General features: G+C 62.0%; 25 protein-coding genes, 1 tRNA gene and 2 pseudogenes. 11 read left to right on the top strand and 17 right to left on the bottom strand.

Features of this window, described 5'->3' with window-relative positions:
- Positions 1-21: 21 nt before the first annotated feature.
- The gene (clpS, locus tag NLX68_RS23875; protein WP_010226753.1) at positions 22-384 is read left to right on the top strand and encodes an ATP-dependent Clp protease adapter ClpS; all 363 of its coding nucleotides are present in this window, start codon (positions 22-24) and stop codon (positions 382-384) included.
- Between the two features lie 30 nt (positions 385-414).
- Entirely contained in the window at positions 415-2,685 is a 2,271-nt protein-coding gene (gene clpA / locus NLX68_RS23870) for an ATP-dependent Clp protease ATP-binding subunit ClpA (protein WP_254286094.1), read from the top strand.
- Between the two features lie 140 nt (positions 2,686-2,825).
- Here clpA and infA read toward each other — a convergent pair whose 3' ends face one another.
- The 3 genes from infA to aat form a co-directional block, all read right to left on the bottom strand.
- The gene (gene infA, locus NLX68_RS23865; RefSeq protein ID WP_002553999.1) at positions 2,826-3,044 is read right to left on the bottom strand and encodes a translation initiation factor IF-1; all 219 of its coding nucleotides are present in this window, start codon (positions 3,042-3,044) and stop codon (positions 2,826-2,828) included.
- 104 nt (positions 3,045-3,148) lie between these two features.
- Positions 3,149-3,856 carry an arginyltransferase gene (locus tag NLX68_RS23860; RefSeq protein WP_254286093.1) on the bottom strand — a complete coding sequence of 236 codons (708 nt, stop codon included), beginning with the start codon at positions 3,854-3,856 and terminating at the stop codon, positions 3,149-3,151.
- Between the two features lie 57 nt (positions 3,857-3,913).
- A complete protein-coding gene (gene aat, locus NLX68_RS23855) occupies positions 3,914-4,594 on the bottom strand; it encodes a leucyl/phenylalanyl-tRNA--protein transferase (protein ID WP_254286092.1) in 681 nt (226 codons plus the stop codon).
- 326 nt (positions 4,595-4,920) lie between these two features.
- On the opposite strand from aat, the gene ftsK reads away from it, so the two are divergent.
- From ftsK to cysG, 6 genes are all read left to right on the top strand, one after another.
- A complete protein-coding gene (ftsK, locus tag NLX68_RS23850; protein WP_254286091.1) occupies positions 4,921-7,332 on the top strand; it encodes a DNA translocase FtsK in 2,412 nt (803 codons plus the stop codon).
- A gap of 63 nt (positions 7,333-7,395) precedes the next feature.
- Entirely contained in the window at positions 7,396-8,019 is a 624-nt protein-coding gene (gene lolA, locus NLX68_RS23845; protein WP_010226741.1) for an outer membrane lipoprotein chaperone LolA, read from the top strand.
- A gap of 18 nt (positions 8,020-8,037) precedes the next feature.
- A complete protein-coding gene (locus tag NLX68_RS23840; protein WP_254286090.1) occupies positions 8,038-9,363 on the top strand; it encodes a replication-associated recombination protein A in 1,326 nt (441 codons plus the stop codon).
- Positions 9,360-9,734 carry a fluoride efflux transporter CrcB gene (crcB, locus tag NLX68_RS23835; RefSeq protein ID WP_254286089.1) on the top strand — a complete coding sequence of 125 codons (375 nt, stop codon included), beginning with the start codon at positions 9,360-9,362 and terminating at the stop codon, positions 9,732-9,734. The genes NLX68_RS23840 and crcB overlap by 4 nt, the downstream gene beginning before the upstream one ends.
- A 17-nt stretch (positions 9,735-9,751) precedes the next feature.
- Positions 9,752-11,032, top strand: a complete 1,281-nt coding sequence (gene serS, locus NLX68_RS23830) for a serine--tRNA ligase (protein ID WP_254286088.1) — start codon at positions 9,752-9,754, stop codon at positions 11,030-11,032.
- Positions 11,033-12,421 (top strand): siroheme synthase CysG, encoded by a 1,389-nt coding sequence (gene cysG / locus NLX68_RS23825; RefSeq protein ID WP_254286087.1) that lies wholly within the window; start codon positions 11,033-11,035, stop codon positions 12,419-12,421.
- A gap of 60 nt (positions 12,422-12,481) precedes the next feature.
- Here cysG and NLX68_RS23820 read toward each other — a convergent pair whose 3' ends face one another.
- The 8 genes from NLX68_RS23820 to NLX68_RS23785 all read right to left on the bottom strand — a co-directional run bounded on the left by NLX68_RS23820 (position 12,482) and on the right by NLX68_RS23785 (position 18,297).
- On the bottom strand, positions 12,482-13,450 hold the full coding sequence (locus NLX68_RS23820) for a glutathione S-transferase family protein (RefSeq protein WP_254286086.1): 969 nt from the start codon (positions 13,448-13,450) through the stop codon (positions 12,482-12,484).
- Positions 13,451-13,551: 101 nt separating this feature from the next.
- Positions 13,552-14,544, bottom strand: coding sequence for a glycosyl transferase family protein (locus NLX68_RS23815; protein WP_254286085.1), 993 nt, complete (start codon positions 14,542-14,544; stop codon positions 13,552-13,554).
- Positions 14,541-14,876: a TusE/DsrC/DsvC family sulfur relay protein gene (locus NLX68_RS23810; protein ID WP_254286084.1), complete on the bottom strand. Its 336-nt coding sequence runs from the start codon at positions 14,874-14,876 to the stop codon at positions 14,541-14,543. The genes NLX68_RS23815 and NLX68_RS23810 overlap by 4 nt, the downstream gene beginning before the upstream one ends.
- Positions 14,873-15,172, bottom strand: a complete 300-nt coding sequence (gene tusB / locus NLX68_RS23805) for a sulfurtransferase complex subunit TusB (protein ID WP_254286083.1) — start codon at positions 15,170-15,172, stop codon at positions 14,873-14,875. The genes NLX68_RS23810 and tusB overlap by 4 nt, the downstream gene beginning before the upstream one ends.
- Positions 15,172-15,531, bottom strand: coding sequence for a sulfurtransferase complex subunit TusC (gene tusC, locus NLX68_RS23800; RefSeq protein ID WP_213601859.1), 360 nt, complete (start codon positions 15,529-15,531; stop codon positions 15,172-15,174). Before tusC ends, tusB begins: the two co-directional genes overlap by 1 nt.
- 1 nt (position 15,532) lies before the next feature.
- Entirely contained in the window at positions 15,533-15,925 is a 393-nt protein-coding gene (gene tusD / locus NLX68_RS23795) for a sulfurtransferase complex subunit TusD (RefSeq protein ID WP_254286082.1), read from the bottom strand.
- 128 nt (positions 15,926-16,053) lie between these two features.
- Positions 16,054-17,433, bottom strand: a complete 1,380-nt coding sequence (locus NLX68_RS23790) for a nucleobase:cation symporter-2 family protein (RefSeq protein WP_254286081.1) — start codon at positions 17,431-17,433, stop codon at positions 16,054-16,056.
- Positions 17,434-17,625: 192 nt separating this feature from the next.
- Positions 17,626-18,297 carry a Bax inhibitor-1/YccA family protein gene (locus NLX68_RS23785; RefSeq protein WP_036994557.1) on the bottom strand — a complete coding sequence of 224 codons (672 nt, stop codon included), beginning with the start codon at positions 18,295-18,297 and terminating at the stop codon, positions 17,626-17,628.
- Between the two features lie 121 nt (positions 18,298-18,418).
- On the opposite strand from NLX68_RS23785, the gene NLX68_RS23780 reads away from it, so the two are divergent.
- Both NLX68_RS23780 and NLX68_RS23775 read left to right on the top strand, forming a co-directional pair.
- Positions 18,419-18,506: transfer RNA gene (locus tag NLX68_RS23780), tRNA-Ser, on the top strand.
- A 119-nt stretch (positions 18,507-18,625) separates the two neighbouring features.
- Positions 18,626-18,871 (top strand): annotated as a pseudogene (locus NLX68_RS23775) (lysis protein); the annotation flags it as partial.
- 66 nt (positions 18,872-18,937) lie between these two features.
- Here the strand turns inward: NLX68_RS23775 and NLX68_RS23770 are convergent.
- The 4 genes and pseudogenes from NLX68_RS23770 to NLX68_RS23755 form a co-directional block, all read right to left on the bottom strand.
- Positions 18,938-21,388 carry a PEP-utilizing enzyme gene (locus NLX68_RS23770; RefSeq protein ID WP_254286080.1) on the bottom strand — a complete coding sequence of 817 codons (2,451 nt, stop codon included), beginning with the start codon at positions 21,386-21,388 and terminating at the stop codon, positions 18,938-18,940.
- Positions 21,389-21,397: 9 nt separating this feature from the next.
- Positions 21,398-22,840: a TIGR01777 family oxidoreductase gene (locus tag NLX68_RS23765; RefSeq protein WP_254286079.1), complete on the bottom strand. Its 1,443-nt coding sequence runs from the start codon at positions 22,838-22,840 to the stop codon at positions 21,398-21,400.
- Positions 22,833-23,318 carry a cell division protein gene (locus NLX68_RS23760; protein ID WP_254286078.1) on the bottom strand — a complete coding sequence of 162 codons (486 nt, stop codon included), beginning with the start codon at positions 23,316-23,318 and terminating at the stop codon, positions 22,833-22,835. Before NLX68_RS23760 ends, NLX68_RS23765 begins: the two co-directional genes overlap by 8 nt.
- A 178-nt stretch (positions 23,319-23,496) precedes the next feature.
- Positions 23,497-23,751, bottom strand: a pseudogene (locus NLX68_RS23755) (hypothetical protein); the annotation flags it as partial.
- A gap of 90 nt (positions 23,752-23,841) precedes the next feature.
- On the opposite strand from NLX68_RS23755, the gene NLX68_RS23750 reads away from it, so the two are divergent.
- Positions 23,842-24,024, top strand: coding sequence for a hypothetical protein (locus NLX68_RS23750; RefSeq protein WP_254286153.1), 183 nt, complete (start codon positions 23,842-23,844; stop codon positions 24,022-24,024).
- Here NLX68_RS23750 and NLX68_RS23745 read toward each other — a convergent pair.
- Both NLX68_RS23745 and NLX68_RS23740 read right to left on the bottom strand, forming a co-directional pair.
- Complete coding sequence (locus NLX68_RS23745) at positions 24,008-25,048, bottom strand: fimbrial protein (protein WP_254286076.1); 1,041 nt, start codon at positions 25,046-25,048, stop codon at positions 24,008-24,010. The genes NLX68_RS23750 and NLX68_RS23745 overlap by 17 nt on opposite strands.
- Positions 25,045-25,290 (bottom strand): hypothetical protein (locus tag NLX68_RS23740; RefSeq protein WP_254286156.1); only part of this gene is annotated, 246 nt, incomplete at its 5' end. The genes NLX68_RS23740 and NLX68_RS23745, both read right to left, overlap by 4 nt.

Below are 25,290 nucleotides of genomic sequence, written 5' to 3'. Positions count from 1 at the left end.
CGAAATGATGAATTTCTTTCCATGCATGCACATAGCCAGATTCGACTAACATTCAATCAGGATCGCCCGCAATCGCATGAGGACGATGGTTCTGGCCTGGCGATACAGGAGGCCAAGCCGGCCCTGCAGGCGCCACCCATGTACAAGGTGGTTTTGTTTAACGATGACTACACACCGATGGATTTCGTCGTCGAAGTGCTCGAGGTGTTTTTTAACCTGAATCGCGAGCTGGCGACCAAGGTCATGCTGGCCGTCCATACAGAAGGACGGGCAGTGTGCGGATTGTTTACCCGGGACATCGCCGAGACCAAGGCCATGCAGGTCAACCAATACGCAAGGGAAAGCCAGCATCCGCTACTCTGTGAAATCGAGAAGGACGGTTAATCGCCGGCCACTTGGGTATGAGGTGAAGCTATGTTAAACCGCGAGCTCGAAGTCACCCTCAATCTGGCCTTCAAGGAGGCACGCTCGAAGCGTCATGAGTTCATGACCGTCGAGCACCTGCTGCTGGCACTATTGGATAATGAGGCCGCCGCGACCGTTCTGCGCGCCTGCGGCGCAAACCTCGACAAACTCAAACACGACCTGCAGGAGTTCATCGACTCCACCACGCCGTTGATCCCCGTGCACGACGAGGACCGCGAGACCCAGCCAACCCTGGGCTTCCAGCGTGTACTGCAGCGCGCAGTCTTCCATGTCCAGAGCTCGGGCAAGCGTGAAGTCACCGGTGCCAACGTGCTGGTTGCGATTTTCAGCGAACAGGAAAGCCAGGCTGTGTTCCTGCTTAAACAGCAGAGCGTGGCGCGTATCGACGTGGTCAATTACATCGCCCACGGCATCTCCAAGGTGCCGGGCCATGGTGAGCACTCCGAGGGCGAACAGGACATGCAGGACGAGGACGGTGGCGAAACGTCATCGTCGGGCAATCCGCTGGATGCCTATGCCAGCAACCTCAACGAACAGGCCCGTCAGGGGCGCATCGACCCGCTGGTCGGTCGCGAGCTCGAAGTCGAGCGCGTGGCGCAGATCCTTGCCCGTCGGCGCAAGAACAACCCGCTGCTGGTCGGTGAGGCCGGTGTCGGTAAAACCGCCATCGCCGAAGGCCTGGCCAAGCGCATCGTCGACGGCCAGGTGCCGGACCTGCTGGCCCACAGCGTGGTCTATTCCCTGGACCTGGGTGCGCTGTTGGCAGGCACCAAGTACCGCGGCGACTTCGAGAAGCGCTTCAAGGCGCTGCTCAACGAACTGCGCAAGCGTCCGCAGGCGATCCTGTTCATCGACGAGATCCACACCATCATCGGTGCCGGTGCGGCCTCCGGCGGGGTAATGGATGCCTCCAACCTGCTCAAGCCGCTGCTGTCTTCGGGTGATATCCGTTGCATCGGCTCGACCACCTTCCAGGAATTTCGCGGCATCTTCGAGAAAGACCGGGCCCTGGCGCGGCGCTTCCAGAAGGTCGATGTCAGCGAGCCATCGGTGGAGGACACCGTGGGCATCCTGCGTGGGCTCAAGGGGCGCTTCGAGAGCCATCACAACATCGAGTACAGCGATGAGGCCCTGCGCGCCGCTGCCGAGCTTGCAGCGCGCTACATCAACGACCGGCACATGCCCGACAAGGCCATCGATGTGATCGACGAAGCCGGTGCCTACCAGCGCCTGCAGCCGGTCGAGATGCGCGTCAAGCGCATCGACGTGCCGCAGGTCGAAGACATCGTCGCCAAAATCGCGCGGATTCCGCCAAAACACGTGACCAGTTCCGACAAGGAGCTGCTGCGTAACCTGGAGCGCGACCTCAAGCTCACGGTGTTCGGCCAGGATGCGGCGATCGACTCGCTGGCCACCGCCATCAAGCTGTCCCGTGCCGGCCTCAAGGCGCCGGACAAGCCGGTCGGTTCGTTCCTGTTTGCCGGCCCTACCGGTGTCGGTAAAACCGAGGCGGCGCGGCAGCTGGCCAAGGCCCTGGGGGTTGAGCTGGTGCGTTTCGACATGTCCGAGTACATGGAGCGGCACACTGTTTCGCGTCTGATCGGTGCGCCTCCGGGCTACGTCGGTTTCGACCAGGGCGGCCTGCTCACCGAAGCCATCACCAAGCAGCCGCACTGCGTGTTGCTGCTCGATGAAATCGAGAAGGCCCACCCGGAAGTCTTCAACCTGCTGCTGCAGGTGATGGACCACGGTACCCTGACCGACAACAACGGGCGCAAGGCGGATTTCCGTAACGTCATCGTCATCATGACCACCAACGCCGGTGCTGAAACCGCTGCGCGAGCCTCCATCGGCTTCACTCAGCAGGATCACTCCTCCGACGCCATGGAAGTGATCAAGAAGAGCTTCACGCCGGAGTTCCGCAACCGTCTGGACACCATCATCCAGTTTGGCCGCCTCAGCCACGAGACGATCAAGAGCGTGGTGGACAAGTTCCTCATCGAGCTGCAGGCGCAACTGGAAGACAAACGCGTGCTGCTGGAGGTGAGCGATGCGGCGCGCAGCTGGCTGGCGGCCGGTGGCTACGATGCGCAGATGGGCGCGCGACCAATGGCGCGGCTGATCCAGGACAAGATCAAGCGGCCGTTGGCCGAAGAGATCCTGTTCGGCGAGCTGGCCGAGCATGGCGGTGTGGTGCACATCGACATCCGCGATGGCGAACTGGTGTTCGACTTCGAGACCACGGCTGAGATGGCATAAGGCAGGCTGGGGCTGCTATGCAGCCCATCGCTGGCAAGCCAGCTCCCACACAATCCCTGTGGGAGCTGGCTTGCCAGCGATGCTTTTCCAGGGCCAACAAAAACGCCCGGCATTTAGCCGGGCGTTTTCGTTGGTGTCGCTTAGCGGGCGCGGTAGGTGATGCGCCCCTTGCTCAGGTCGTAGGGCGTCAGTTCGACGCGGACCTTGTCACCGGTCAGAATACGAATGTAGTTCTTGCGCATCTTTCCGGAGATGTGCGCGGTAACGACGTGCCCATTTTCCAACTCCACACGGAACATGGTGTTGGGCAGGGTGTCGACGACAGTGCCTTCCATTTCGAAGCTGTCTTCTTTCGACATGCAGTAAAGCCCTCGGTGTCCAGTTAATGGCCCGGTGCACAGCTGCGCCAGGCAAAAAAAGTGGCGTGCATTGTGCCCGAAAAATGGACTTCAAGCCAATGATTTCAGTTCAACGTCACCCAGCGTTGATTGATTAACAGCTCGATGGGGCGGTACTGGGTCTTGTAGTTCATCTTTTTGCAGTTCTTGATCCAGTAGCCGAGGTAGACCGCGCCCAGGCCCAGGCGCAGGGCTTCGGTGATCTGCCAGAGGATCGCGAAACGGCCCAGGCTGCGCCGTTCTTCGTCCGGCTCGTAGAAGGTGTACACCGCTGACAGGCCGTTGGGCAGCAGGTCGGTGACCGCCACCGCGAGCAGGCGGTCGTCCAGGCGGAACTCGTAAAAACGCGAAAACGGCAGGTCGCGGACCAGGAAGGTGGAAAACTGGTCGCGGCTTGGTGGATACATATCGCCATCGGCGTGGCGCTGCTCGATATAGCGCCGGTACAACTCGAAATACTCCTCCTTGAAGGCCGGGCGGGCGGCAGTGACGGTCAGGTCGGCATTGCGCTTGAGGATGCGTTTTTGCTGGCGGTTGGGCAGAAAGCGTGCAGCCGGGATCCGCGCCGGCACGCAGGCGTTACAGTTCTGGCAATGCGGGCGATACAGGTGATCGCCGCTGCGCCGGAAGCCCATTTCCGACAGGTCTGCGTAAACGTTGACGTCCATCGGCTGGCTCGGGTCGAGAAACAGCGTGGTGGCTTGTTCGTCTGGCAGGTAGCTGCAGGAATGGGGTTGAGTGGCATAAAACTTCAACCGCGCCAGCTCTGTCATGATCAACCCCTCGGGAGATGCTTTTGTTTTAAGTGTAAGCCAGCTGGAAAAACTCGCCTAGCAAACCCAGCTGGCGCGGTTTGGCTGGTCGAGATAATGCTGCAGGTAGTCGGCAAAGGTGGCCCGGGCGATGGCGCGGGCGCCGAGGCTGTGCAGGTGGTCGGTAGGCATCTGACAGTCAATCAGGGCGAATCCTGCCTGTTGCAGGTGCTCGACCAGGGCGACAAAACCGACTTTGGAGGCGTTGTCGGCGCGACTGAACATCGATTCGCCGAAAAACAGCCGGCCCATGGCCAGGCCGTACAGGCCGCCCACCAGCTCACCGTCGCGGCGAACCTCGACCGAATGGGCAAAGCCCTGCTGGTGCAGCTTCAGGTAGGCCGCCTGCATGCTGTCGGTGATCCAGGTGCCGTCGGCATAGTCGCGGGGCGCGGCGCAGGCGTTGATGACGGCGGTAAAGTCCTGGTCGAAGCTGACCTGGTAATGGCCCTGGCGGATGAACTTGCGCAGCGAGCGCGACACGTGCAGTTCGTCGGGGAACAGCACGGTGCGCGGGTCAGGCGACCACCAGAGGATCGGTTGGCCGTCCTGGTACCAGGGGAAGCAGCCGTGGCGATAGGCCTGCACCAGGCGTTCGGCACTCAGGTCGCCGCCGGCGGCGAGCAGGCCGTTGGGGTCGCGCAGGGCTTTGTCCAGCGGCGGAAAGGTCAGGGTGTCGCGGCTCAACCAGGTCAGCATCGTGGTCCAGTGATGGAAGAGGGGAGGGCACCCAGCATGGCCTGAAAAAGCCTCGCGGGACAAGCCCGCTCCTACAGGCGTGGTGCCTGCAGGCAACTTGCATGACCCTTTGTTGTCACACTTGCACAAAAACACCGCATAAGCCTTTGTCACAAAAGAAAATGCGTGCTCAAATTGCTGTATAGGAAATTGGCCCCCGTTTACGCTTCATTCTGGCGTGCCGCCATGGCGGTAGGCGGGCAGTAATGTTAAAAGTAGTGGTTTGTTGACTGTTCAGTTGGGTCAATCACTGTTGGACGCGCAATGAGCGCAGGAATAGACGCGTTTTGAAGAAATCCACCGCAACACCCAGTCCCTTGCCCGTGCCGCTCTGGCGCCAGCAGCTGCACTATCGGCTCAAGGAAGGTGCGCTGATCGCCGTGGGCGCGCTGTGCCTGTACCTGTGGATGGCCTTGCTGACCTACGACCAGGCCGACCCGGGCTTCAGCCACACCAGCAACGTCGAGCAGGTGCAGAATGCCGCCGGTCGTGCCGGTGCCTATTTCGCCGACATCCTGTTCATGGTCCTGGGCTATTTCGCCTACATCTTCCCGTTGCTGCTGGCGATCAAGACCTGGCAGATCTTCCGCGAACGCCACCAACCCTGGCAGTGGAGCGGCTGGCTGTTTTCCTGGCGCCTGATCGGCCTGGTGTTCCTGGTGCTTTCGGGCGCGGCGCTGGCGCATATTCATTTCCATTCCGCCGCCAGCTTGCCGGCATCGGCCGGTGGCGCCCTGGGCGAAAGCCTCGGCGACCTGGCCAAGAACGCCCTGAACGTGCAGGGCAGCACCCTGATGTTCATCGCCCTGTTCCTGTTCGGCCTGACGGTGTTCACCGACCTGTCGTGGTTCAAGGTCATGGACGTCACCGGCAAGATCACCCTCGACCTGTTCGAGTTGTTCCAGGGCGCCGCCAACCGCTGGTGGGAGGCGCGCAACGAGCGCAAGCGCCTGGTGGCGCAGCTGCGTGAGGTCGATGACCAGGTCCACGAGGTAGTCGCCCCGGTAGCGCCAGATCGCCGCGAGCAGGCCAAGGCCAAGGAGCGCATCATCGAGCGCGACCAGGCCTTGAGCAAACACGTCGCTGAGCGCGTGCAGCAGCCGGCGCCGGTGATCATGCCGGCCCCGGCCAAGGCGCCGGAGCCGAGCAAGCGCGTGCAGAAGGAAAAACAGGCGCCGCTGTTCGTCGACAGCGCCATCGAAGGCACCTTGCCGCCGATCTCGATCCTCGATCCTGCCGAGAAGAAGCAGGTCAACTACTCGCCAGAGTCCCTGGCTGGCGTTGGCCATCTGCTGGAAATCAAGCTCAAGGAATTCGGCGTAGAAGTCTCGGTAGACTCGATCCACCCGGGCCCGGTAATTACCCGTTACGAAATCCAGCCGGCCGCTGGCGTCAAGGTCAGCCGCATCTCCAACCTGGCCAAGGACCTGGCCCGCTCCCTGGCCGTGACCAGCGTGCGTGTGGTTGAAGTGATCCCCGGCAAGACCACCGTCGGTATCGAGATCCCCAACGAAGACCGGCAGATCGTGCGCTTCTCCGAGGTGCTGTCGTCGCCGCAATACGACGAAGCCAAATCGCCGGTGACCATGGCCCTGGGCCACGACATCGGCGGCAAGCCGGTGATCACCGACCTTGCAAAGATGCCGCACCTGCTGGTGGCCGGTACCACCGGTTCCGGTAAGTCGGTGGGCGTCAACGCCATGATCCTGTCGATCCTGTTCAAGTCGGGCCCGGAAGACGCCAAGCTGATCATGATCGACCCGAAAATGCTCGAGCTGTCGATCTACGAAGGCATTCCGCACCTGCTCTGCCCGGTGGTCACCGACATGAAGGACGCCGCCAATGCCCTGCGCTGGAGCGTGGCCGAGATGGAGCGGCGCTACAAGCTGATGGCGGCCATGGGCGTGCGTAACCTGGCCGGCTTCAACCGCAAGGTCAAGGACGCCGAAGAGGCCGGCGAGCCGATCTACGACCCGATGTTCAAGCGCGAAAGCATGGACGACGTGCCGCCGCTGCTGAAAACCCTGCCGACCATTGTCGTGGTGGTCGACGAGTTCGCCGACATGATGATGATCGTCGGCAAGAAGGTCGAAGAGCTGATCGCCCGTATCGCCCAGAAGGCCCGTGCTGCCGGTATTCACCTGATTCTCGCCACCCAGCGGCCGTCGGTGGATGTGATTACCGGCCTGATCAAGGCCAACATCCCGACGCGGATGGCCTTCCAGGTCTCGAGCAAGATCGACTCGCGCACCATCATCGACCAGGGCGGCGCCGAACAGCTGCTCGGCCACGGTGACATGCTCTACATGCCACCAGGCACCAGCCTGCCGATCCGTGTGCACGGCGCCTTCGTTTCCGATGACGAGGTCCATCGCGTGGTCGAGGCCTGGAAGCTGCGTGGCGCCCCGGACTACAACGACGACATCCTCAGCGGCGTCGAAGAGGCCGGCAGCGGCTTTGACGGCGGCGGTGGTGGCGGTGACGGCGATGACGCCGAGACCGATGCGCTCTACGATGAAGCCGTGCAGTTCGTGCTGGAAAGCCGCCGTGCGTCCATCTCCGCCGTACAACGCAAGCTGAAGATCGGCTACAACCGCGCCGCGCGGATGATCGAGGCGATGGAAATGGCCGGTGTGGTCACCGCCATGAACACCAACGGTTCGCGCGAAGTGATTGCCCCCGGGCCGTCCCGCGACTGATGATCCAACCTGCTGGCGGCCAGTGACGGCCGCCGGCCCCTTCATACTGCAACGAGGATTTCCATGCGCCTGATTCGCATGCTGTTGGTTTCCGCTATGGCCCTGTCCAGCGCTTCGGCAATTGCCGCCGAGGCCGATGCGGCGCGCCTGACCCAGTTGCTGGACAAATCCAGGACCATCAGCGCCAATTTCTCTCAACTGACCCTCGATGGCACCGGCACCCAGTTGCAGGAAACCACCGGGCAGATGGCCGTGCAGCGTCCGGGCCTGTTCTACTGGCACACCGACGCACCAGCCGAGCAAGTGGTGGTGTCGGACGGCAAGAACGTCACCCTGTGGGACCCGGACCTGGAACAGGCTACCATCAAGAAACTCGACCAGCGCCTGACCGAAACCCCGGCACTGCTGCTGTCGGGTGATGTATCGAAGATCAGCCAGAGCTTCGACATCACCTCTAAAGAGCAGGGCGAAGTCATGGATTTCGTGCTCAAGCCGAAAACCAAGGACACCCTGTTCGACTCCCTGCGCCTGTCGTTCCGTCGCGGCCTGGTCAATGACATGCAACTGATCGACAGCGTCGGCCAGCGCACCAACATCCTGTTCACCGCGGTCAAGGCCAACGAGGCGATCCCGGCGAGCAAGTTCAAGTTCGACATCCCCAAAGGTGCGGATGTCATCTCCGAGTAAGAGGTAGTAGCGCCGTCCATGGACCTGTTTCGTAGCGACCCCGTAGCCCAGCCTCTGGCCGCGCGCCTGCGCCCGGCCAACCTGGACGAGTACGTCGGCCAGGAGCACCTGCTGGCCCGCGGCAAGCCGCTGCGCGAGGCACTGGAAGCGGGCGCGCTGCACTCGATGATCTTCTGGGGCCCGCCCGGGGTCGGCAAGACCACCCTGGCGCGGCTGCTGGCGCAGTTCTGCGATGCCCACTTCGAGACCGTCTCGGCGGTGTTGGCCGGGGTCAAGGAGATTCGCCACGCGGTGGACATTGCCAAGCAGCAGGCCGGGCAGTACGGGCGGCGGACGATTCTGTTCGTCGACGAGGTGCACCGCTTCAACAAGTCCCAGCAGGACGCCTTTTTGCCGTATGTGGAAGACGGCACGCTGATCTTCATCGGCGCCACCACCGAGAACCCTTCGTTCGAGCTCAATAACGCGCTGCTGTCGCGGGCGCGGGTCTATGTGCTGAAAAGCCTCGACGAAGCCGCGCTGCGCAAGCTGGTCAATCGCGCCCTGAGCGAAGAGCGCGGCCTGGGCAAGCGCCAGTTGCGTGTCGGCGACGAAGCCTTCCAGATGCTCATGGCCGCCGCCGATGGCGATGGCCGGCGCATGCTCAACTTTCTTGAGAACGCCTCGGACCTGGCCGAAGACGGCGGCGAAATCGGTGTCGAGCTGCTGCAGAGCCTGCTCGGCGACAGCCGCCGGCGGTTCGACAAGGGCGGCGAAGCTTTCTACGACCAGATATCGGCGCTGCACAAATCGGTGCGCGGCTCCAACCCCGATGGCGCCTTGTACTGGTTTGCACGCATGCTCGATGGCGGTTGCGATCCGTTGTACATCGCCCGGCGCGTGGTGCGCATGGCCAGCGAAGACATCGGCAACGCCGACCCCCGCGCCCTCAGCCTGTGCCTGGCGGCCTGGGATGTGCAGGAGCGCCTGGGCAGCCCCGAAGGCGAGCTGGCGGTGGCCCAGGCCATTACTTACCTGGCCTGTGCACCGAAGAGCAACGCGGTGTACATGGGCTTCAAGACCGCCCTGCGCGAAGCTGGCGAGCACGGTTCGCTGGAAGTGCCGCTGCACCTGCGCAACGCCCCGACCAAGCTGATGAAGCAGCTGGGCTATGGCGACGAATACCGCTACGCCCACGACGAGCCGGATGCCTACGCCGCCGGCGAAGACTACTTCCCCGACAACCTTGCGCCGCGCCACTACTACCAACCGGTGCCGCGCGGCCTGGAGCTGAAGATCGGCGAGAAGCTCAAGCACCTGGCCGAACTCGACCGCAACAGCCCGCGGCAGCGGAGAAAGCCATGATTGCCGTGATCGCCGCAGTCAGCGCCGGGGGCATCGTTGGCACCTTGATGCGCTTTGCCACTGCCAATTGGGTCAACGCGCACTGGCCACGCCACTTCTATCTCGGTACGCTGGCGGTCAATCTGATTGGCTGCCTGCTGATCGGCTTGCTCTACGGGTTGTTTCTGCATCGCCCGCTGGTGCCGGTCGAGCTGCGCGCGGGCCTGATCGTCGGGTTTCTCGGCGGTCTTACGACTTTTTCATCCTTTTCACTGGATACCGTGCGCCTGCTTGAAAGCGGGCAGGCGCCGCTGGCCTTCGGTTATGCCGGGGTCAGCGTATTTGGCGGGCTGCTCGCAACCTGGGCCGGCCTGTCTTTGACCAAATTCTGAACCAACGAGAGAACGATATGCTCGATTCCAAACTGTTACGCGGCCAACTTCAGGAAGTGGCGGACCGCCTGGCCTCCCGTGGCTTCAGCCTGGATGTCGCGCGCATCGAGGCACTGGAAGAACGCCGCAAGGTGGTGCAGACCCGTACCGAACAACTGCAGGCCGAGCGTAACGCCCGTTCCAAATCCATCGGCCAGGCCAAGGCCAAGGGCGAAGACATCGCCCCGCTGATGGCTGACGTCGAGCGCATGGCGGGCGAGCTTGCCAGCGGCAAGGTCGAGCTGGACGGCATCCAGGCCGAACTGGATGGCATCCTCCTGGGCATTCCCAACCTGCCGGACGAAAGCGTGCCGGTCGGCGCCGATGAAGAGCACAACGTCGAAGTCCGTCGTTGGGGCACCCCGCGCGCCTTCGACTTCGAGATCAAGGACCACGTGGCCCTCGGTGAGTTGAGCGGCGGCCTGGATTTTGAAACCGCCGCCAAGCTGTCCGGCGCCCGTTTCGCCCTGCTGCGCGGGCCGATCGCGCGTCTGCACCGCGCCCTGGCGCAGTTCATGATCAACCTGCACACCAGCGAGCACGGCTACGAAGAAGCCTACACTCCGTACCTGGTCCAGGCCCCGGCGCTGCAAGGCACCGGCCAGCTGCCCAAGTTCGAGGAAGACCTGTTCAAGATCAGCCGCGACGGCGAAGCCGACTTCTACCTGATCCCGACCGCCGAAGTGTCGCTGACCAACATCGTTGCCGGCGAGATCCTCGACGCCAAGCAGCTGCCGATCAAGTTTGTCGCTCATACTCCGTGCTTCCGTAGCGAAGCCGGTGCGTCGGGCCGCGACACCCGCGGCATGATCCGCCAGCACCAGTTCGACAAGGTCGAGATGGTGCAGATCGTCGAGCCGGACAAATCCATGCAAGCCCTGGAGGGCCTGACCGCCAACGCCGAGCGCGTGCTGCAAGCCCTGGAGCTGCCGTACCGGGTGCTGGCGCTGTGCACCGGCGACATGGGCTTCAGCGCGGTAAAAACCTACGACCTGGAAGTCTGGGTGCCGAGCCAGGACAAGTACCGCGAAATCTCCTCGTGCTCCAACTGTGGCGACTTCCAGGCCCGCCGTATGCAGGCGCGCTGGCGCAACCCGGAAACCGGCAAGCCGGAGCTGGTGCACACCCTCAACGGTTCGGGCCTGGCAGTCGGTCGTACCCTGGTGGCGGTGCTGGAGAACTACCAGCAGGCCGACGGTTCGATCCGCGTGCCGGAAGTGCTCAAGCCGTACATGGGTGGCCTGGAGGTCATCGGTTAAATGGAATTCCTGCCGCTGTTCCACAAACTGCGCGGCAGCCGTGTGCTGATCGTCGGCGGAGGCGAAATTGCCCTGCGCAAATCGCGTCTGCTGGCTGATGCCGGGGCTGTGCTGCGGGTAGTGGCGCCCGAGATCGAAGCGCAACTGGCCGAGCTTGCCCGGCACAGCGGTGGTGAAATCCTTAGCCGTGGTTACCAGCCGGGCGACCTCGACGGCTGCCAGCTGATCATTGCCGCCACCGACGACCAGGCGCTCAACGCCCAGGTCTCGGCGGATGCCCAGCAGCGCTGCGTACCGGTCAATGTGGTCGACGCGCCGGCGTTGTGTTCGGTGATCTTCCCGGCCATCGTCGACCGCTCGCCACTGGTGGTTGCGGTGTCCAGCGGCGGCGATGCGCCGGTGCTGGCGCGGCTGATCCGGGCCAAGCTGGAAACCTGGATTCCCGCCGCCTATGGCGAACTGGCCGGCCTTGGCGCGCGCTTTCGGCACAAGGTCAAGGCGCTGTACCCGGACGTCAATCAGCGTCGCGGCTTCTGGGAAGATGTCTTCCAGGGCCCGATCGCCGAGCGGCAACTGGCCGGGCAGGGCGCTGAAGCCGAGCGTCTGCTGCAAGCCAAGATCGACGGTGCCACCTACCAGGCGCCAGGCGAGGTGTATCTGGTCGGCGCCGGCCCCGGTGACCCGGACCTGCTGACCTTCCGCGCCTTGCGCCTGATGCAGCAGGCCGATGTGGTGCTCTATGACCGCCTGGTTGCCCCGGCGATCATCGAACTGTGCCGCCGTGACGCCGAGCGTATCTACGTCGGCAAGCGCCGCGCCGACCACGCCGTGCCGCAAGCGCAGATCAACCAGCAATTGGTCGACCTGGCGCGCCAAGGCAAGCGTGTGTTGCGGCTCAAAGGTGGCGATCCGTTCATCTTTGGCCGTGGCGGCGAAGAGATCGAAGAGCTGGCGGCCCAGGGTATTCCGTTCCAGGTGGTGCCGGGGATTACCGCGGCCAGTGGTTGCTCGGCCTATGCCGGCATCCCGCTGACCCACCGCGACTATGCCCAGTCGGTGCGTTTTGTCACCGGTCACCTCAAGGACGGTACCAGTGACCTGCCCTGGCATGACCTGGTGGCGCCGGCACAGACCCTGGTGTTCTACATGGGCCTGGTTGGCTTGCCGACCATCTGTGCCGAGTTGATTCGTCACGGCCGTGCAGCCGACACCCCGGCGGCACTGGTTCAGCAGGGCACCACGCCAAACCAGCGGGTGTTCACCGGCACCTTGGCCGACTTGCCCAAGCTTGTGGCCGAGCATGAAGTGCATGCGCCGACCCTGGTGATCGTCGGTGAGGTGGTGCAGCTTCGCGAGAAGCTGGCCTGGTTCGAAGGCGCCCAGCCGTAACAGCATCGCGGGTCAAGCCCGCTCCTGTGGGAGCGGGCTTGACCCGCGATGAATCCACCCCTATTCCCCAGCCTTGCGCCAAATCCCCCGCCCCAACAACCGCTCCCGGTCATGCCCCCGCTCAAAATCCTGCAACGGCCCCTTAGGCACGATCCCGTTCGGGTTAATGGTCTTGTGGCTCATGTAGTAATGCTTCTGGATATGCTCGAAATTCACCGTCTCGGCGATCCCCGGCCACTGATACAGCTCCCGTAGCCAGTTCGACAGGTTCGGGTAATCGGCAATGCGCCGCAGGTTGCACTTGAAGTGCCCGTGGTACACCGCATCAAAGCGAATCAGCGTGGTAAACAGCCGCCAGTCGGCCTCGGTCAGGTATTCCCCGGCCAGGTAGCGCTGGGTGCCGAGCAACCGCTCCAGATGATCCAGTTCGGCAAACACTTCATCGAAGGCCTGCTCATAGGCCGCCTGCGAAGTGGCAAAGCCTGCGCGGTACACGCCGTTGTTCACCGCGGGATAAATCCGTTCGTTAAGCGCCTCAATCTGCCCGCGCAGCGCTTCGGGGTACAGGTCCAGGCGATTGCCGGTCAGCTCGTCGAACGCCGAGTTGAAGATGCGAATGATCTCGGCCGACTCGTTGTTGACGATGCGCTGCTCTTGTTTGTCCCACAACACCGGCACTGTGACCCGGCCGCTGTAGTGCGGGTCGTCGCGGGTATAGCGCTGGTGCAGCAAGTCCAGGTGCTCGAGCCTGTCGCCGGTCGAGCCCTTGCTCTGGTCGAAGGTCCAGCCATGCTCGCCCATCAGCCAACTGACCACCGACACATCGATCAGGCTCTCAAGGCCCTTGAGATTGCGAAAAATCAGGGTGCGATGGGCCCAGGGGCAGGCCAGCGATACATACAGGTGGTAGCGCCCGGCTTGCGCGGCGGGCAGGGCGTTGCGCCGCTGTGCGCTTTCGCGCTGAAAGGCGCCGTCCTTGCTGCTCTCATACCACTGGTCATGCCAGCGTCCTTCAATCAACAGGCCCATGCTGAGCTCCTAGGCGACTCGTTTTGAGATAGAACCCAGTGTACGGAGCTGGATTCGAACGAATAGCGCAAAGTCCGGGCCTGTTTGATCGGTTTCTTCGATCAGTGGCGCTGGTCCCAATAGCGCTGGGCCTGGGCGAAGGCTTCTTCACGGCCTTGGCCGAGGCCGCGCAAGGCCAGGGCCATGGTCGCCACCACGGCCAGTTCGCCATAGCTGTTCTGTTCATCGCCGCGCCATACGGCCAATAGTTGCTCGGGCTCAAGGCTTGCCGGTTTGACGTGACGCTGGGCGGCCAGGGCCGGCCATTCTTCATCCCAGTCGAGGCCATTGGCAGTGCCATACAGGTGGCTGCTGGTGTCCGGGTTGATCTCGATCTCGCCGCCATCGCCCTTGACCACGATCGTCGTATCGCCGAGCAGCCGGCTGGCTTCGCGGTGCACTGCCTGGTAGCCAGGGTGGAAGATGCTCTGCAGGCCGCAGCGGGCATTCAGCGGGTTGAGCACCCGTGCCAGGGAATGGATCGGCGAGCGCAGGCCCAGGGTGTTGCGCAGGTCGATCATCCGTTGCAGGCGCGGTGCCCAGTCCTGCAGCGGGATAAAGGCCAGCTGGTGGGTGTCGAGCGCCTCCGACACCGCATGCCAGTCCCGGCACAGCGGAATCTGCAGCAGCCCCAGCACCTGTTCGGTGTACAGCCGCCCGGCCGTGTGGGCGCCGCCGCCGTGCAGGAGGATGCGCACGCCGTTGGCCGCCAGGCACTTGGCGGCCAGCAGGTACCAGGGCAGGTGGCGCTTTTTGCCGGCGTAGCTTGGCCAGTCCAGGTCGACCGGGATGGCGGGTGTTTGCAGGCGCTGACGCAGGGCCTCGGTGAAGCCGGCCAGCTCGTCGGGGCTCTCTTCCTTGTGGCGCAGCAGCATCAGGAAGGCGCCGAGCTGGGTTTCCTCGACCTTGCCATCGAGCAGCATGCCCATGGCCTCACGGGCTTCCTCGCGGCTCAGGCCACGGGCGCCGCGCTTGCCCTTGCCAAGGATGCGCACGAATTGGGCAAACGGGTGTTCGGCCGGGGTTTCGGTGATCAGCGGGCTGTGGTCGGTCATATGCAATTGGTCGGCTTCGGCAGGCCCGCAAGTTTCGCGGCGAGTTTGGCTGGGGTGCCCTTGAACAGGCGGTTCAGGTGCAGGCTGTTGCCTTTGTCCGCGCCCAGCTTGAGCGCAGTGTACTTGATCAGCGGACGGGTGGCCGGCGACAGCTCGAACTCTTGGTAGAAGTCACGCAGCAGCGCCAGCACTTCCCAGTGTTCCGCGGTCAGTTCCAGGTCTTCATGGGCGGCGAGGGCGGTGGCCACTTCTTCGGACCAGTCGCTCAGTTCGACCAGGTAGCCGTCTTTATCCAGGGCGATGTTGCGCTCGCCGACAGTCAGGGTACTCATAGCCAGCTGTTGACCTTGTCATAGTGCAGCGACAACGCGACGAAGGCCGGGTAGTCGATGGCCTTGCCCAGGTCGCTGATGGCAATGGCGCGGGCCTGCAGGTCTTCGTCCAGGGCGAACAGGCGTCCGTCCAGTTGGCTGGCCTGCAGCGTACGCAGCGGCTCGCTGCCCGGCTGCAGGGCATACACCGCATCGCCGCACAGCAGCAGGCCATCGGCGCTGCCCAGCAGGCGCAGGCAACTGCTCAGGCGGTTGTCGCCAAACGGCGAGTGGCAAATCACGTGCAAGGTGCTCATCAGAGGGTCACCACCTGGTCGAAACGGTCGATCAACGCCGCCAGCGCAGCGTCATCCAGCACCTGCACCGGCAGGCTCAGGGTGTCGGCGGCAAGGCCACGCTCCTGCAGGCTGCTGCTGGCGGCGAACAGTTCCTCGACACCGAACATCGGCAATGCCTGCAGGTTGGCCGCGAGGTTCTTCTGCTGCAGCTGGGCCGGTTGCTGGCCGGGAGCGAGCTGGAACACGCCGTCATCGAGAAACAGCATGCCCAGCGGTAGATCGAAAGCACCGCCGGCCAGGGCGATATCCAGCGCTTCGCGGGCGGATGGTCCGGCCCATGGCGCCTGGCGGCTGATAATCAGCAAGGACTTGGCCATTTCAATCGCCTCCAAAGCACATCAGCCGATCGGCGCCTTGCGCCGCTTCATGCAACTGGCCAAGCCCGGACAGCTCCCAGGGCGCCGGCAGGTTGACTGCCGGGCGCTGATAGCGCTGGGCTTCCTCGGCATTTAGTACGCCGCGGCGCAGGGCGGCGGCGATGCACACCACGGCATCGAGCTGCTGCGCGCTGACAAACGCGCGCCACTCGGCGGGCAGGTCCAGTTCATCCTGGGGCGCCACGACATTGCCCGAGGCGCTGTGCACACCGTCCTGATAGAAAAACAGCCGGACAATCTCATGCCCGCCGGCGAGCGCCGCCTGGGCAAAACGCAGGGCGCGGCGCGAGGAGGGCGCATGGGCCGGAGAAAAAACCGCAATGGCGAACTTCATGGAAGGCTCTTTCAGCAAATCTGCGGGAATGATAAAGCAAAAAGCCCGCAGCAACATGCCGCGGGCTCTTCAGGGCTTACCTCGCCCCCTGTAGGAGCTGGCTTGCCAGCGATGGCTTCAACACTGTCTCAAGCCTTGTCTTTATGCTCCGGCAAGAACCAGTTCAGCACCAGGGCACAAATCCCCCCGGTCGCCACCCCCGACTCCAGCACATTGCGCAGCGCCGACGGCATATGTGCGAGGAACTCCGGCACCTGCGCCACCCCCAGACCCAGCGCCAGCGACACGGAAATGATCAGCAGCGCACGACGATCCAGGCTGATGCTGGCCAGGATATTGATCCCCGAAGCCGCCACCGCGCCGAACATCACCATCGCCGCGCCACCGAGCACCGGTTCCGGCACCGCCTGGATCACCCCGGCCACGCTTGGGAACAGGCCAAGGATCACCAGCATTGCCGCAATCCACACACCGATATGGCGGCTGGCAATACCGGTCAGCTGAATCACGCCATTATTCTGGGCAAAGATCGAACTCGGGAAGGTATTGAACACCCCGGCCAGCAGCGAGTTGGCGCCGTTGACCAGTACGCCGCCCTTGATCCGCTGCATCCACAGCGGGCCTTCCACCGGCTGGCGCGAGACCTTGCTGGTGGCGGTCACATCACCAATGGCTTCCAGCGAGGTCACCAGGTAGATCACCAGCATCGGAATGAACAGCGCCCAGGAGAAACCCAGGCCGAAATGCAGCGGCACCGGCACCTGGAACAGCACCGCTTCGTGCATACCGGTGAAGTTCAGGCGGCCCAGGTAACCGGCCAGGGCGTAACCCACTGCCAGGGCGATGACAATGGCGCAGCTGCGCATCCACACCACCGGAATACGGTTGAGTATCACGATGATCGCCAGCACCACGCCCGACAACAGCAGGTTCTCGCCATTGGCGAAGGTGCCGTTGCTCATCGCCGCAAAGCCGCCGCCCATGCTGATCAGGCCGACCTTGATCAGGGTCAGGCCGATCATCAACACGACGATACCGGTCACCAGCGGGGTGATCAGGCGTTTGACGAACGGCAGGATGCGCGAAATGCCCATCTCCACGAACGAACCGGCAATCACCACGCCAAAAATCGCCGCCATCACCCCTTCAACCGGCGTGCCTTGCTTGACCATCAGCGCGCCACCGGCGATCAACGGCCCGACAAAGTTGAAGCTGGTGCCCTGGACAATCAAAAGCCCAGCACCAAACGGCCCGAAGCGACGGCATTGCACGAAGGTGGCGATCCCGGAGATCACCAACGACATCGACACGATCAGGTTGGTATCGCGGGCCGAAACCCCCAGCGCCTGGCAGATCAGCAGGCCAGGCGTGACGATCGGCACAATGATCGCCAGCAGATGCTGCAGCGCCGCCAGCATCGCAATCAGTGGCCGCGGCCGGTCTTCAAGGCCGAGGACCAGTTCATTGGCCTGTGTGGCTGTGCCAGGTCCTTGCTCGATTGAACTCATGGGAGTGCTGCCCCGGAAGAAAAAAGGAGCGCATTCTACGGGCCCGCACCCGATTGCGGTAGTGCTACCAGGGTGGCCACTGTCCTGTGGGAGCTGGCTTGCCAGCGATGCAAGGCAACGCCTTGCCAACTGCCGCCCACAAAAAAGCCCGCCGAAGCGGGCTTTCTCTCAACGCATCACACCAGCAATCAATCAGTCATCCCGACCCATCAGGCCGAACAACTGCAGCAGGCTGACGAACAGGTTGTAGATCGACACATACAGGCTGATGGTCGCCATGATGTAGTTACGTTCGCCACCGTGAATGATCGCGCTGGTCTGGAACAGGATGCACACCGACGAGAACAGCACGAAGCCGGCGCTGATCGCCAACTGCAGGCCGCTGATCTGGAAGAACAGGCTGGCCAGCACCGCACCCATCAACACGAAGAAACCGGCGGTGATGAAACCACCGAGGAAGCTCATGTCCTTGCGGGTAATCAGCACATAGGCCGACAGGCCACCGAACACCAGGGCCGTCATGGCAAACGCCGAGCTGACCACCTCGGCGCCACCGGCCATGCCCAGGTAACGGTTGAGGATAGGGCCGAGCAAAAAGCCCATGAAACCGGTGAGGGCGAAGGTGGAGACCAGGCCCCAGACCGAATCACGCAGCTTGTTGGTGAGGAAGAACAGGCCATAGAAGCCGATCAGCACCACGAAAATGTTCGGGTAGCCAACGCGCATCTGCTGGGCCACGTAGGCCATGATGCCACTGAAGGCGAGGGTGATAGCCAGCAACCCGTATGTGTTACGCAGGACGCGGCTGACCTCCTGCTGCTCGACCTGCTGGCCGTGATTGACGGCGTAATCCTGTTCGCGCATGGCGACACTCCTGTGGGTTTGAAACGTTCAGATGCAAAGATCATAACAGAGCCGCGCAAAGCAGCCACATAGAGAGTTTGACAGCTTGTTTCATTTCGGTATTATGGCGCCCGCAATACAAGGAAGCGTGGCCGAGTGGTTTAAGGCAACGGTCTTGAAAACCGTCGATGGGCAACTATCCTAGAGTTCGAATCTCTACGCTTCCGCCACTTTTAAAGCCCTGATTAGTCAGGGCTTTTTGCGTTTCTGAGGCATAGAAAAATCACCCATGGGAAGGGTTTATTTTGTCAGCGCTGACAATACTTCGGTTACTTGGTGGGTATCGCCAGCGCTCCTGCGCGATCGCCTCGCTACTTCTGACCTCCGGCTGTCAGTCCTTCTCGCCGCCCCAGCCCAAGGTAGTGGCTGTGGGGGGGCAGCCACCACCGGCGCCAGCGGCGTGGTTCATGGCGCCGCGCGAGGCGAACTTGACCCAGCGCATGCTCAACGAATTGTCGCCATCACCGATGCCGGTGACCAAGGATTAATTGCCCTGCGGGCGTGCCAGGCCCACGCCCGAAACATCGGGCAGTGAGCTGTAAAACAAGCAAACGCAGATGGCTGCTTTCAATGGCTGGGAGTCCACAATTCTTAAACTGCATCACGACTGGCTATCAGGGTGCGACAATCGCAACTCCCCGTCGCGATAAACCACCTCGCGGCCCAGCCATCCATGATCTACCCGCGGCAGCACCGCCGATGGTTTGCGCAACTCGCGCAGCAGGGTTGAGCCGTGGGACAACCGCCCACCCATTCGTGCGATCACCGCGCTAGCCTGCTGATATTGGGCATGCCGCCCCGGGTCGAGGCTGTCCTCAAAAAGGATATCCTGGCCGAGAATGCCCCGCACGTGGCCGGGATAGATCATGAAACCGGCAGCCTGCTCAAGGCCTTCGCGGCCATCTTGCCAGAAGCTGCCCACGCGGTTGCGCACTTCAGGGTGTGGTGCGAACCAGCGTGCACGCTCGGCTCTCGGCATCGCGTGGTGCACCCGGAAGAAGATACGCATCAGGTTGTCCCGGTACCATTCGCGCACCTGCAGGTAGTACCCCCGTAGCCCCGGAAAGCCAAGGCGGTGGGCCATCGCGATGGGCCTGGGCCAGAGCGGCAGCGGTTGCAGGGGCAGTTCGGCATGGCTGGGGCGTGGGGTGCCTGGGTCGGTTTCCCAAGGCAGGCGATGCGGGCTGAAACCCAGGTCGTCATAGGCGGTTGGCGGGCGCCCGAACAGGGCGCCGCCACTACTGGCCAGTGCGGTGGCGATGCACAGATTGCCCTGCACGACGAAGAGATAGAAGCGGCTGAACCAATCTGCCAATTGCTGGCCATTGGCGCCGTCGGCCTTGAGCTGCGTCAGTTCATCATCAAAGCGGCGCAGCCCCGACTCCAGGGTATGCAGGTGCCCTCGGGCTATGCGCTGCATGCGCCAGAACAGCGGCAGCGAGCGCAGTAGCCGCAGCGGTCGCCAAGGCAGAACCGGGGTGGCGCCGCCTACTTCGCCTGCATAGCTTGCGGCCGATACGCCCCAGTCTGCAAGGCGGGCCAGGAACAAGTCGTTGTTGATGTAGGAAGCGCCAGCGAATACAGCGGTAAAGGGTTCGTTGTTTTCCAGAATGCGGCAGTCCCAACGTGCCATGATCGCCGGGATACTTGCGGCTGCGCGGCGCTGGGCATATTCGACAAAGCAGCTGGGCTGTGGCGGCAGGATCTCGGCAATGTTCGCCGCGGTCAGGTGGCGTCGCCAGCCATGCTCGCTGATCGGTCGATACTGCAGCAGCCAGAGCTGTTGGCCGTCCCAGGCCCATTCGACATCGCCGGGCACATAATGGAACACCTTGAGCACCCCTTGCAGGAAACCCCATAGCGCGGTTGCGTCGAGCCCGTGCAGGTTCCGAAACTGCCCGCTTTCCCACGCTGAACCCAGGCGCGAAAGGGTTGCCCGCTCTGGCGTGGCCTGGCCATCGGCGAGCGATTCCAGATGCCCCTCGACCCACTCCAGTTCCACCGCAAGATGGCGAACAAAAGCGATACCCGAGAGCTTGGGAGTAATGAAGCGCTGCACCACGACCTCTTCGACACCCGCAGCGCGCAGCTGCTGTACCCGGGCCGCAACCTCGCTAGCCGTTACCCGCAGGTACGTGGTGCTCAGGCCGGCATTGGCCGCATCGGCCTGGTCTTCGCCATAGCTGGAGGAGCGTACGGCCCAAGTCATGTGCGGGGTGCTGGCAAGCAACTGCGCCAGGCGCGGGTCGCTTTCATGCTCAATGGTCAGCGCCTGGGGTACCGGTTGCCCGGCAAGCTCGGCCAGGCGCAAGCGACCGCCCTTGGTGTGGGCGACGAAGCCTTGCGCCCCTGATTCCAGCCAGGTCGCGAATGCGCTGGGTGCGTCGATCCAGGGATAGTGCCCCCAGCCTGCTTGCAGGCTGATGCGCAGGTCGGCGCGGGCCAGGATTGCCGACCAGGCTGCTGCCTGGGCAATGCCGAGCATCTGGTCCTGATCGCCCCAGACCAGCTCGATGGGGTCGGTGATCCACTCCAGCAGCGTCAGGGCTGTGTCGGCGCGCAGTTGGTCCCAATAGGGCATGAAGGCCCTGCATCGGGCATAGCCGGCGCCCATACGGCGGTATTGCGCAGCGCTCCAGCGGTGTCGGGAAAACTTGCGGGCGAACCATTGTGGCTTGTGGCCGAGCAGCCAGTGGATGGTCTTGCGCAGCGGCAGGGGCGACATGAGTGCCGGCAGGCGACGCTGCCAGAGAAACGCCCCGACCGGCGCCAGCAGCACGCTGCGGGCAAAGTGTCCCGGGCGGCGCTGCAAAGCATGCAGCACGATAAGCGCATTCACCCCCACGGCCATGATTTCCTGGCCAGGCTCGGTCATCTCCAGCAGTGCCTGAGCATAGCCTGACAGGTCAGTGCAGGGCGGCTGTGGGTTATCACCAAAACCAGGCAGCTCCAGGGCCTGTACCCGGTAATGGCGAAAATGCGCGAGCGCATCGTCCCACCAGTCGGCGGCACTGCCATTGCCAGCCAACAGGTACATCAAGGGCTTGTTCATTGATGCTCCTCAGGCCAGGTCGCGCAGCGCGCTGTCCAGGGTTGGGTACTGGAAGCGGTGGCCGGCTTGTTGCAGCCGGGTCGGCTGCACGCGCTGGCCGTCGAAGAACAGCTCGGCCATCTCGCCGGCGATCAGGCGTACCGGCGCTGCCGGAACATGTAGCCATACCGGACGCTTGAGCAGCGTACCGGCGGCCGCGACGAACTCGGCTTGGCTGACGGGCTCGGGGGCGACCAGGTTGTATGTACCGTTCATCGAGGTGTCGTCCATGGCCCGTGCCATCACCTGCAGCACATCGTCGCGGTGCACCCAGCTCATGATCTGCCGACCATCGCCCATGCGCCCGCCAAAGCCCAGGCGCAACGGCATCAGCAGCGCAGGTAGTGCTCCACCGGGGCCGAACACCACACCCAGGCGCAGTACAACCTGGCGTACCCCCAGGTCGGTGGCGGGCCTGGCCGCGGCCTCCCAGTGGGCGCACAGCTTGGCCATGAAGCCTTCACCCTTGCTGGCGTTTTCGTCCAGCTGTTCGCTGCCATCGCGCACGCCGTAGTAGCCGATGGCTGAGGCCTGGATCCATAGCGCCGGTTTGTGGGTGGCATGTCTCATCCAGCCCAGCAGCGCCTCGGTGGTGGCGACCCGGCTGGCGAGTAATTGGGCCTGGCGCCGCGGCGACCAGCGCGGCCCGGCGACCGGCGCGCCGGCCAGGTTGATTACTACATCGAATCGTTCGCCATGACCGAGCTTGCCCAGTTCGCGCACGCAGCGGGCCCGGCCATCGAACAGGTAGGCTGCGCGCAGCGGATCTCGGGCCAGCACGGTGACGGTGTGACCGGCATCAAGCAGTTGGTTGACCAGCGCTTCGCCAATGAAACCGGTGCCGCCGGTGACCAGCACCTGCTTGTAGGCTGCCCCTGCAAAGAGGTTGGGCGGCAGACCCTTGCGCTGCATGCGCAGCGCCGCCAGGCCATCGCGGATGCCCGAAGCCGTGACGCCAACGGCAAACAGCGTCAGTACCCAGCCTTGCCAGCCGAGATCGATTGCCACCAAGCCGCTGGGCAGGTGCGACCACTCCAGTAACTGCATGCCATACAGGGCGAAAAAGGCACCGGCGTTGATTGCCAGTACCGTATGCATGATGCGCTCGATCGCCGGCAGCTTGCGGCTACGGTCCTCGACCACGAAATCCCATAAGGTTAAGCCGATTTCCAGGGTAAACAGCACCGCAACGACAATGGCCCATCCCCCCTGAAAGGCAACGTGCGCAATGCCCAGGAACAGGACCCCGTAGAAGCACGAGCGTACTGCGTGGATCGCCAACTCCAGACGTGCACTATGGCGCTGGGGCAGGGCCACGGTCAGTTCATGATGGTAGAGAGTGTCGAGCGCCCCAAGAACCCCTTGGAACAGCAGCAAGATAATGGCCCAGTGCAGTGTAGGCAGTTCAGCCACGTTCAAGTCCTTTTACAGTGGAAACAGAGCGGTCATGGCGATACAGCCAGAGCAGTGGTGGAATCAGGATCAGGAGGGCCACGCCGTCGACAACCAGATGCGACCAGATACCCACCTGCAGCGAAATTAGGGCATCCTGAGGTGCCCAAAGCACAATGCCGGCAATCAACCAGGCCCAGGCCTGGTGGCTGCGAAGGCGATCACCCAGGTGGATGAGGCCGAGCATGTACAGCGAGTAGCTTTGCAGGGTGGCGCCGAACAGGGCCAGCCACCAGACCTGTTGGTTGCGTGCGGGTACGGGTGCAGCCTGGCCCCAGAAGGCCTGCTCGATACTCAGTTGATAGTCGTTCAGCAGCAGGCTGTGGCCAGCCCACGTCAGCCCGACGCCTACCAGCAAATGCGCCAGGGCGGCAGCCTGGAGCCAGCGCACCCAGAAGCGGCGCCGACTGGTTAGGGATGAAGAGTGTGAAGATGGCATTCCGTGTCCTGTCGATTTCCTTGACGGTGAGCAGTGTACCGGAGGTTGCAGGTCAACCGAGGATGTTCAGCCCATCGCTGATCCTGCAGCGACCGGTTGAATCCACAACCCAAAGCTGCCGGTCAGCATTTGGCTGAAATTGGCCGATTGTGGTCTGCTATGAAGCCGCTATCGGGCCAAGCTCAATGAGCAGCCATTGATATGAGACCTTGCCGTACAGGCCGGCTATAACTTCGTTACTGTCAGGGTCTCGTAGCAACCGGGAAAATGTTTCATGGGCGTCGTCCCCACCGTTGGCCAGATTATGGGCCAGTAATGGAGTCAAAATGCCTAACCGGTCTGCTTCAGTTGCATTTTCCGAACGCTGGATCTCTACAGACCTGTCGCTCTCCCTGAGCGGTGAGTAGCGAAGCTCGAATCGCCGCTGGCCTATACTGCTTTGACCAAATGACCGGAGCGGCAGAATGTGAAGAAGACCCTGGCGGGAGTTATCGAGGCGGGCGAGCCGCTGATACAATAGGCCATCGATGCGCAGCGACGTTTCCACGCTGCTCAGGATGCCGGTCAGTCCGCAAAGGAAGTCGAGCCCCTGGGGCTGGAGGCTGAGTCGCTGTACCAGGCTGTTACCGAATACCAGCTACGATCGCTTGGAGGTCCTGCAGCATCCTGCATGTCTGGTGACCGAGGGATCATAGATAGCTCATAACGAATGACACCTCGCTGTTAGCCGTTCCAGGGCTTACCCCTAAATCATTCTTGCCTCCGGTGCTCGCTGGAAGTGTTCGATAATATCGTGCGCTCAGTGGTATCCGGAAACTTCCCCCCGTAGATGTATAGTCGCTGAATACGTGATCTTTGTTAAGTTCTAGAGGGGTTTGATTGCTGTCCAGTATTTGTAATGCAATACCTTTTGCAGTGGAGCTCTTATTGAGTTCTATGATGCCTAGACTAGCATTCCAGGCTGGAGTGGTTGGGTTTGGAGCTAAAGTGTACATGACCTTTTTTATCCCGCTTGGACAGTTGTTAAGCAGGATGTTGAAGGACGTTGCTTTTGAGGTATCACCGATTTCGGAGAAAATGCCAAGATCGTATTGCCCCATTTCGACTTTAACGTCTGGAGTTTCACAGGATTGAGCTATGAACTTCAGTTCTTTGTCAATCTTTAAGTGGATTGGATAAATTGTGCCTGTTTTAAAACTTCCGATCTCCCCAATAGGGAGCTTGGTGTTGCTTTTGACTGTTCCTGTTTTCAGCAGGCGAAGCACATGTGTCGTATTGCCGAATCCATAAATTTGGCCGCCATTAAGTACTGACGCTCCTCCATCGCCGGCTACTGGATTGTCATTATATAGCCATTGCCATGAGATACCCGTGTCACCGATAGGGAATGTTTTGCTCGTGGGGGCGTCTGTCCCTAGCTTGTTTTTTACACCCCATTTTGTGTCCGTAGTGCACGTGAATGACGGCCCTGTAGCAGTGACAGGCGCTGACTCATAAAGGACAGTGTTGTCTGGAGTGTCTCGCGGGAAAGGCAACGTTGAGGGTACGCTTACCGTTAGGGTGGCTGCGCTGTGCCCTGTGACAAAACTGCAAGCCGCCATCGCATTAAAACTAACACTTTGAATTATAAGTGCTTGCAATAAGCGGTGTAGCCTGGCGAAATGCCCACTTTTAAAGGCATGGTTTGAGTTTTGAGATTCTTGTAAATTCAAATTCTTATTGAGCGTCATTGGTTGTATGACCTCTCAATAAATTCCCAGTGATAATCAGGGTTTTCGGCTTTTAATTTGTTGTGGTAGTGCTCGTTAAAATGGGTTTGTTTTATATCATGCTGCGTAGCTGTAGTGCATCCAGAAAGTGCAGTAAAAATACTTGCGATAATACTTGGTTTTAGATTATAATTGCTTGCTTGCTTGCTTGCTTGCTTGCTTGCTTGCTTGCTTGCTTGCTTGCTTGCTTGCTTGCTTGCTTG

The sequence above is a fragment of the Pseudomonas sp. SBB6 genome, assembly GCF_024213215.1.
Lineage (GTDB): Bacteria > Pseudomonadota > Gammaproteobacteria > Pseudomonadales > Pseudomonadaceae > Aquipseudomonas > Aquipseudomonas donghuensis.
The sequence above is the reverse complement of the archived record's forward strand: the minus strand, read 5'-3'. Positions and strand labels throughout refer to the sequence as shown.

Excerpts from the sequence above, each read along its gene's own strand:
- clpS (WP_010226753.1), top strand. The coding sequence starts at position 22 with ATGCATGCACATAGCCAGATTCGACTAACATTCAATCAGGATCGCCCG.
- clpA (WP_254286094.1), top strand. The coding sequence starts at position 415 with ATGTTAAACCGCGAGCTCGAAGTCACCCTCAATCTGGCCTTCAAGGAG.
- infA (WP_002553999.1), bottom strand. The coding sequence starts at position 3,044 with ATGTCGAAAGAAGACAGCTTCGAAATGGAAGGCACTGTCGTCGACACC.
- NLX68_RS23860 (WP_254286093.1), bottom strand. The coding sequence starts at position 3,856 with ATGACAGAGCTGGCGCGGTTGAAGTTTTATGCCACTCAACCCCATTCC.
- aat (WP_254286092.1), bottom strand. The coding sequence starts at position 4,594 with ATGCTGACCTGGTTGAGCCGCGACACCCTGACCTTTCCGCCGCTGGAC.
- lolA (WP_010226741.1), top strand. The coding sequence starts at position 7,396 with ATGCGCCTGATTCGCATGCTGTTGGTTTCCGCTATGGCCCTGTCCAGC.
- NLX68_RS23840 (WP_254286090.1), top strand. The coding sequence starts at position 8,038 with ATGGACCTGTTTCGTAGCGACCCCGTAGCCCAGCCTCTGGCCGCGCGC.
- crcB (WP_254286089.1), top strand. The coding sequence starts at position 9,360 with ATGATTGCCGTGATCGCCGCAGTCAGCGCCGGGGGCATCGTTGGCACC.
- serS (WP_254286088.1), top strand. The coding sequence starts at position 9,752 with ATGCTCGATTCCAAACTGTTACGCGGCCAACTTCAGGAAGTGGCGGAC.
- cysG (WP_254286087.1), top strand. The coding sequence starts at position 11,033 with ATGGAATTCCTGCCGCTGTTCCACAAACTGCGCGGCAGCCGTGTGCTG.
- NLX68_RS23820 (WP_254286086.1), bottom strand. The coding sequence starts at position 13,450 with ATGGGCCTGTTGATTGAAGGACGCTGGCATGACCAGTGGTATGAGAGC.
- NLX68_RS23815 (WP_254286085.1), bottom strand. The coding sequence starts at position 14,544 with ATGACCGACCACAGCCCGCTGATCACCGAAACCCCGGCCGAACACCCG.
- NLX68_RS23810 (WP_254286084.1), bottom strand. The coding sequence starts at position 14,876 with ATGAGTACCCTGACTGTCGGCGAGCGCAACATCGCCCTGGATAAAGAC.
- tusB (WP_254286083.1), bottom strand. The coding sequence starts at position 15,172 with ATGAGCACCTTGCACGTGATTTGCCACTCGCCGTTTGGCGACAACCGC.
- tusC (WP_213601859.1), bottom strand. The coding sequence starts at position 15,531 with ATGGCCAAGTCCTTGCTGATTATCAGCCGCCAGGCGCCATGGGCCGGA.
- tusD (WP_254286082.1), bottom strand. The coding sequence starts at position 15,925 with ATGAAGTTCGCCATTGCGGTTTTTTCTCCGGCCCATGCGCCCTCCTCG.
- NLX68_RS23790 (WP_254286081.1), bottom strand. The coding sequence starts at position 17,433 with ATGAGTTCAATCGAGCAAGGACCTGGCACAGCCACACAGGCCAATGAA.
- NLX68_RS23785 (WP_036994557.1), bottom strand. The coding sequence starts at position 18,297 with ATGCGCGAACAGGATTACGCCGTCAATCACGGCCAGCAGGTCGAGCAG.
- NLX68_RS23770 (WP_254286080.1), bottom strand. The coding sequence starts at position 21,388 with ATGAACAAGCCCTTGATGTACCTGTTGGCTGGCAATGGCAGTGCCGCC.
- NLX68_RS23760 (WP_254286078.1), bottom strand. The coding sequence starts at position 23,318 with ATGCCATCTTCACACTCTTCATCCCTAACCAGTCGGCGCCGCTTCTGG.
- NLX68_RS23745 (WP_254286076.1), bottom strand. The coding sequence starts at position 25,048 with ATGACGCTCAATAAGAATTTGAATTTACAAGAATCTCAAAACTCAAAC.